This is a genomic window from Capnocytophaga sp., assembly GCF_030532915.1.
GTDB lineage: Bacteria > Bacteroidota > Bacteroidia > Flavobacteriales > Flavobacteriaceae > Capnocytophaga.
This window is the reverse complement of record NZ_JAUNKD010000064.1, coordinates 1-7,092: the sequence shown is the minus strand read 5'-3', so window position 1 is coordinate 7,092 and position 7,092 is coordinate 1. Positions and strand designations below refer to the sequence as shown.

The window sequence follows — 7,092 nt, the reverse complement described above, 5'->3', positions numbered from 1 at the left end:
CGAAAATCCAAAATATTGGCGTTTTTGCGTTTGCTGATAACGCCTTTAAAGCGAATACATTATGATTTCTCGCAAAAACGGAATAACCAAAATGGCGACCTTTATAGGCTGAAACACAACGGACAAGTTTGTTATTTACGTAAAGTGCTCAACGATAATTTCGACAAGGAACAGCGTCGTATTAAAATCATTGACGGTAATCAATTTAAGGCAAAATACATCTATACGGAGGGCGAACAAAAGCCTGTTTATCTGGGAACTATGTACTTGAACCGCGATGTGGATTATGCCGAAACGGGCGTTGATTTCATTGTTAAAATACCGTTGGAGGTTTGGAAACGGCAAAAAACCGAAACCAACCAAATCGGCGAATTGCGATTTTACGCCATTGAAGCGCTGATTGACTATTACAAGCTGGCGGGCAAACGCTATATTATTGAATTACTTTAAGTTATAAAAAATATGGATAGATTGATATTCAACCAAACAGGCGGTTTTCCGCTGACAACCGATATTTTAAACGCCTTGCAAAACGCTTATGCCGTGTTTAATTCAATCAGCGGATTATCAGGCAATTTGGCGATTTTGTCGGGTTGCGAGGCGCGTGGCAACAACATTTCGGACGGCTTCGTTGTTATTGGTAATGAGGTGTTTCCGTTCAAAGGCGGAACGGCATTGGCGGATAGTAGAGTTGTCGTCAAGGAAGAAATCGAAACCAAATTATTTGAAGATGGCACCTCAAAAGGCGTGATTGTCAAAAAGATAGCCACCTTCGGCAATGGCACAACCACGTACAACTGGGCTGATTTCAAACGGATTAAAAACCTGCAAGATATTAATAACCAATCATTTGAAAGTGAAAATTCACTTTTGAAACGCCTTGAAAAATTGGAACGGCGCGTAACGAAAACCGTGCCGATTGGCTTGGTTGCCATTTGGGACAGACCCGCCTACGAAATCCCCGAAGGTTGGGTGGAACATACTGAAATGCAGGGCTTTACGCCTGTCGGTCAAAAAGCAGGCGACACCGATTTCGGACGACTTGGCAAAACATTGGGAAGCAAAACACATAGACTGACAACCAGTGAATTACCTCGTACGGAGTTGGATATTATCAACAAAAACGGAAGCGGTTTTGAAGTTATGGGTAACGGACACCGAAGCATTGATAGTTGGCATCGTGGCGGCGGTCAGTGGGCAGGCGGTCATAATTTGCCTCAATGGGGCAAAGAGCGGGGAAGCCAGTTAAAAGCCTCACTTGCAGGTCAAGATTCGCCCCACAACAACATACAACCATCACGTATTGTGCGGTTTATCCGCTTCGTAGGCTTTAACGATTGATTTACAATAATTTATAACAACTAAAACACCGCTACCCCGTGCGGTTTGCCCCCTCTCCTTGGGAGAGGGGAACGGGGAGAGGAATGGCAACAAGAGAGCAATTAAAGAACTGGTTTTCAGAGCTTAAAAAACCTAACCAAAGCCAATTTTGGGCTTGGCTGGATTCGTTTATTCATAAGGAAGACAAAATACCGATGGATGCTGTCGAAGGCTTGGACAAAGCCCTCCAAGACACCGCCTCCGATACGCAATTTCAAGCGCATTTAACCGATAATGAGGCGCATTCGGATTTGTTCGCCCAAAAAGTGGACAAAGAAGACGGCAAAGGTTTAAGCACGAATGATTATTCGGACGAGGAAAAGCAAAAAGTTCATAATTCGGCTGATAAAACGGTTGTAAATCTGACCATTACGGGCGACGTGGACAAAATCGCCACGATTACTTTTGCCGACGGAACATCTATAAAAGCCTCGTTCAGGGATTTGGGGGTTGAAAACGTTGCGGATATAATGCTTAATTCGCTGAATTTCAATCACGAAACAGGCGTTTTGACGGGCTTGCGTTCGGATGGTCAGCAACTTACGGTAAACCTTGACGGGCGTTATTCGCTTCTTACGCATACGCATTCGTATAATGACTTGGAGGATTTGCCAACGCTCTTGCCCGAAGCGCCGAATGATGGAAAAGCCTATAACCGCAAAAATGGCGGGTGGGTAATCGTTACTAATCCGTTTGATTTTGAAGGTTCTACCGAATTGGGCAACGTCAATTTGAACACGATAACGCAACCCGGCGTGTATCGGCAAGACAGAGGAGCGTATGCCAACAAAGCGAATAATTATCCCGCCAATAACATTCGGGGCGGTTCGCTTTATGTGTTGCCCGTAAGTTCGCCCGATGCGTCAAACATTTTTCATCAGCTATTTGTTTCGGGCGGCACAACCAATACAGGCACAAATACAGCTTATTATTACGAAGTGCCGCGTGTGTTTTTAAGAAAATACGTTCGTGGCGGTAAATGGGTGGGTTGGTTTGAGCTTTCCTCAACCAAACGAATTTTAAGCCAATCGGCAAACGCTTTTACAACCGATGACCAAATAGAAGAATTAAGCCAATATGAAGCCACTGTATTGCTTCCTGATAGTGAGGTAACTATAACCATTAACAAAGGAAAACGCACGCATATCACGTATGTGCAAACCGCTGAAAAAACCGTTACGCTCACTGCCCAAGACGGATTGACCCTCATCGGAAAAACATCGTTTGAAGGCAAAATCGGGCAGGAGATTAAAATTGTTTTGGCGGAAAATACAGCCTACGTTTCGGGCGGGGAGGCTGATTTTCCCGAAGCACCCACCGACGGGAAGGAATATTTGCGTCAAAATAAGACGTGGAAAGCATTCACCGGCTGGCAGTTCAAGGAGTTAGGTACGGAAAATCTAAATAATATTAAAACGGCTGGTTTTTATGGGAAATACAATTCATCAGAAGCTACCGTAGCACGGAACTATCCATATGATGCCATTCGTGGAGGGCATTTGTTTGTGCTTCCGATGACAACAAACGCCAGCACGCTGACTGTTTTTCAGGTTTATTTTGCCGCCGGAACGCAAAACTCAGGAGACTACACGAACAGTGCGCGGATTTTTATGCGGGCGTTCGTCAATAATAGTAAGTGGTTGCCTTGGCGTGAGTTTGACGGCGGAAAAATCCACAACCTCACCGAAACGGCTCAGAATTTGGCTTCGGCTTTTCAAAGCAAATTCCCAACGAGTGGAAGCACTTTTGTGGTAAATCAAGCCACTACAATAACCGTCGCCAACACCACGCAAGTGGTTACGTATGTGAAAAATACGGCTGAAAATCTGACGTTTACGCCCACAAGCGGTGTGGGCATCATCGGGGATAAGGTAGTAACGGCTCCCATTGGTACGCTGGTTCATTTGGTTTGTAATGGGGCAACGGCTTTTGTGTGTTACGCAAAGGAAAACACGCCTGCAAATTCAAACAATAACATTTTGGTTTTCAGCGCTACACGTAGCACGTTGAATCTTGATAAGACGCACGCAGGCAAAACCATTGTTGTTACGGATATGACACGCAATATCACGTTGGACACGTCAAATTTCCCCGACAATGCGGAATGTTCCATTATTAAACTAACTGATAATTATCATATTAACATAACTCCTTCACCTTCAAAGGGTTTCCCTATTAAAGGAAAAGCAATGAGTTCGGCGTATCTGTTAAAAGTGGGCGGCTCGGTGTATATCAAAAATGACGAAATTTTTCTATAATGAAACTCGGTAACTATATAAAAGGCAGGGGAATAGATAACAGAATTACAGGAATTTACTTTGGGTTTTCCCGTATTGACAGGATAGAATATGCCGTGAATAATCTTGGCAGAATATATGAACGAAACCAGCCGTTATTTGTTCAGCCTCAGGATGGTTTTTTCGGTTTTCATTACTATGAAAAATACATTGCCAGTGGCAACAACTGGCTGGAAAATGACGTAAGTAACACTTTTGTACTAAACATCAGTTTGTCTGCTGGATATTCAAATATAGAAATACTTATAGATGAGCAATTTAAATTGTTGTATGTACACGATGTTCTCATTGAGCCTATACATAAAGCCTACGTAACCATTCGATTTAAAAAAAGTTTTCAAGATTTGTTGAGACAAAATAAAGGCAATGTATATATGCTTAAATTTCAGATTTGTACAGAGTTATTTTCCAAAGAATTAAAATTTAAAATCAAATAAAAAATGCAACTAACAAAGAATTTTACAAAGAAAGAATTTGAGTGCCGAGACGGGTCGGTAATGCCCCTGCAGGTGCTTGAAAACGTGAAGATTGTAGCTGAGCAACTGCAAATTTTGCGCGATTTTGTGGGCAAAAGCATCGTGATTAACAGCGGATATCGGTCGCCCAGCTACAACAAACGCGTGGGCGGCGCGCCCAAATCACAGCACCTCTTGGGCAAAGCTGCCGACATTACCATTGTGGGACTTTCACCGAAAAAAGTCGCCCAAATCATTGAAAATCTGATAAAAGAGGGCAAAATGAAGCAAGGCGGCATCGGGATTTACAAAGGTTTTACGCATTACGATATTCGAGGCGTAAAAGCGCGGTGGGATTTTTCAAACAAGTAAAAAAAAGTATTGAAAATGAGAATTTTAATTTTATTAATCTGCCTTTTGGGGCTTACGAGTTGCAAAACCAAGTTATTGCACATTTTTAAGAAAGAAGAAAAAAGCAAGGAAAATGTGCAAATAAATCAAGAAAACAGCGTAAAAACCGAAAAATCAGGGCAAAAAACCGAATTTCAATTTGCTGAAAATGACGACGTTGAAATAGAACTGGAAAGCGACAAGGATAGTTTGGGCAATTCCAAATCAATGAGTTACAGCGTAACCCGAAGCAATGGCACCCAAACAGTAGTGGTAACGGGCGGGCGAATGAAAATGCGCGCAAAACGCTCTAAAACCACGCAAACCAGTCGGAAAGATACTGTATATAAGGAAGATACGAGTAATAAAGCTGTTATAAATAAGCAAAGTGAGCGGTCTAATTCGGAATTTAAAAAAGAAAAAGACGTTGAAGTTAAAGGGTTTACCTTTGGGGTTTATTTTTCTTTAATCTTTTGGATTTTGGTGGTTTTAGCTTTGCTTTTCCTTGCTTGGCGATTGAAGTTGTTTCGGCAAGTTCCTGCCATAATAACGAAGTTTAAACGGCTTTTAAAAAGGATTTAAACGGTTGGGAAACGAGCCTTATAATTCGCCTTTGTCCGCTTATACATAGCTGTAAGTCTGCAAGTAAAAAAGGATTTTTGGAGGGTAAAAAAATGTCCTCCGCTTTAAAAAACTTCCTACATCTTTTAAACATAAGCACACAGGCTACGGAGGACAAATATGTCTTCTGTGTCTGTGTGCTTTTTATGTTTATTGATGTAGGAACTGCAAATGTACAAAAAATTTTTAGAAATGAAAGAAACAAAAACAAATCGCCCGTGCGGCTCGCACTGGCAGAGAACGCCAATTAGTTATTACGGAGGCAAACAAACGATGTTGCCACATATTATTCCGCTCATTCCCGAGCATCAAATTTATGTAGAACCCTTTTTCGGAGGCGGTGCAGTTTTCTGGGCAAAACAGCCCGCCAAAAGTGAAATCATTAACGATTTTAACGCCAATGTGGTAAACTTCTACAATGTTTTAAAATCGGATTTTGAAGCACTTAAAGCGTTGGTTAATAAGACAATCGTAAGCCGTGAGGCGTATAAATCGGCGCTTGTAATGTATCATTCGCCCTTTTTGTTTTCGCCGGTGCAACGTGCTTGGGCGTTTTGGTACGCCACCAATGCGGGCTTTTCCAATCAAATTCAAAATTGCCGTTTCGACCGCAAGGGCAAAAATGCAATAGGATTGATTAACAAAGTGTTGCAATTTTCAGAAGACTATGCCGAACGCTTGCAACACGTGCAAATTGAAAACAACGATGCTTGTGCTGTGATTGCTTCGCACGATAGTGAAAACTCGTTCATATATTGCGACCCGCCCTATGTAGGAGCACGACAAGGGCATTACGGAGGCTATACGCAAGAACATTTTAACGAGCTACTTAACGCATTATCAAAGGTTAAAGGCAAGTTTTTGTTAAGTAGTTATCAAAATGACGAGTTGTTAAAGTATGTGGAGCAGTTCGGCTGGTATCAAAAGGAAATTGCCTTGCATTTGGGGTCGTCGTCCGTAAAGGGTAGAAAGAGAAAAGAAATATTAACGGCTAATTACAATATAAATGAATGAAATAAAGCGAATTATTGTACAAAGTAGCAGAATGGGGAATTTAGTTATCAAACGAATTTCCAAAGAAAAAGCAAAAAGTTTAATCATTGAAAATCATTATAGTAAGAAATTAGGAGCAAATCACGGATTGTTCAATTATGGCATTTTCCGAGAGAGGCAAGAGGCTGAAAATGAATGTTTAGGCGTAGCGGTGTATGGTTATATGATGCATCCGAAGGCTCGGCATTTTACGCACCCTAATCCGCAAGCGATGATGTTGGAACTCAATAGAATGTGGATAAGTGATGAACTGGGTAAGAATGCCGAAACGATACTTATCAGTCGCTCGTTGAAGCTGTTACGTGAGGATTGTCCGAACTGTGTAGCTGTCCAAAGTTTTGCCGATGGTCGGTTGGGTTGCGGAACGATTTACAAAGCGGCGAACTTCAAGTATTACGGGCATCACAAAACAACCTTTGTCAAAAACAAACGTACGGGTGAAATTAGCCACGAAATGAACTTTACCCGAATGGATAGCAAGGGAATGTATTTACGTAATAATTTGGCGTTTTTGCTGGGCGATGTAGATGTTTTTCAAGTAAATACCTATCGGTATATTTTTCCGCTATGCAAATGTTTTAGGTATAATAAGCCCGCACAGCCTTACCCCGCATATAATAGAGGCACAACGCCTTTTGAGTGGCAACGCAACCGCAAGCTCATTAAAGAGAGGCTGATTAAGTTCATAAGTGAATTGGAATAAAAAACACGGCAATTTAACCGTGTTTTTGTGTTTTTTGGATATCTTTGCAGTGATGATGAAATTCCGAAAAAAATGTACATTTCATTTTGAATTTTGGTACATTTGGTTTTGCGGAATATATTTAAGCTAATTTTTTCACGCCACACCATTAAAAACCAAAAAAGTCTGATTCGTTTTGAATCAGACTTTTATT

General features: G+C 41.5%; 8 protein-coding genes. All 8 read left to right on the top strand.

All coding sequences use genetic code 11. The features are described from left to right. Nucleotides 1-450 (top strand): hypothetical protein (locus tag Q4D72_RS11925; protein ID WP_303078148.1); only part of this gene is annotated, 450 nt, incomplete at its 5' end. A gap of 12 nt (nucleotides 451-462) precedes the next feature. Further along, nucleotides 463-1,341, top strand: a complete 879-nt coding sequence (locus Q4D72_RS11920) for a hypothetical protein (protein WP_303078147.1) — start codon at nucleotides 463-465, stop codon at nucleotides 1,339-1,341. 83 nt (nucleotides 1,342-1,424) lie between these two features. Next, nucleotides 1,425-3,638 carry a pyocin knob domain-containing protein gene (locus Q4D72_RS11915; protein ID WP_303078146.1) on the top strand — a complete coding sequence of 738 codons (2,214 nt, stop codon included), beginning with the start codon at nucleotides 1,425-1,427 and terminating at the stop codon, nucleotides 3,636-3,638. Continuing rightward, the gene (locus Q4D72_RS11910) at nucleotides 3,638-4,114 is read left to right on the top strand and encodes a hypothetical protein (protein WP_303078145.1); all 477 of its coding nucleotides are present in this window, start codon (nucleotides 3,638-3,640) and stop codon (nucleotides 4,112-4,114) included. The genes Q4D72_RS11915 and Q4D72_RS11910 overlap by 1 nt, the downstream gene beginning before the upstream one ends. A gap of 3 nt (nucleotides 4,115-4,117) precedes the next feature. Further along, on the top strand, nucleotides 4,118-4,504 hold the full coding sequence (locus Q4D72_RS11905; protein ID WP_303078143.1) for a D-Ala-D-Ala carboxypeptidase family metallohydrolase: 387 nt from the start codon (nucleotides 4,118-4,120) through the stop codon (nucleotides 4,502-4,504). A 15-nt stretch (nucleotides 4,505-4,519) separates the two neighbouring features. After that, nucleotides 4,520-5,104 (top strand): hypothetical protein, encoded by a 585-nt coding sequence (locus Q4D72_RS11900; protein WP_303078142.1) that lies wholly within the window; start codon nucleotides 4,520-4,522, stop codon nucleotides 5,102-5,104. Nucleotides 5,105-5,335: 231 nt separating this feature from the next. Further along, nucleotides 5,336-6,157 (top strand): DNA adenine methylase, encoded by an 822-nt coding sequence (locus tag Q4D72_RS11895; protein WP_303078141.1) that lies wholly within the window; start codon nucleotides 5,336-5,338, stop codon nucleotides 6,155-6,157. Between the two features lie 31 nt (nucleotides 6,158-6,188). Further along, nucleotides 6,189-6,899: a hypothetical protein gene (locus tag Q4D72_RS11890; protein ID WP_303078140.1), complete on the top strand. Its 711-nt coding sequence runs from the start codon at nucleotides 6,189-6,191 to the stop codon at nucleotides 6,897-6,899. Nucleotides 6,900-7,092 lie beyond the last annotated feature (193 nt).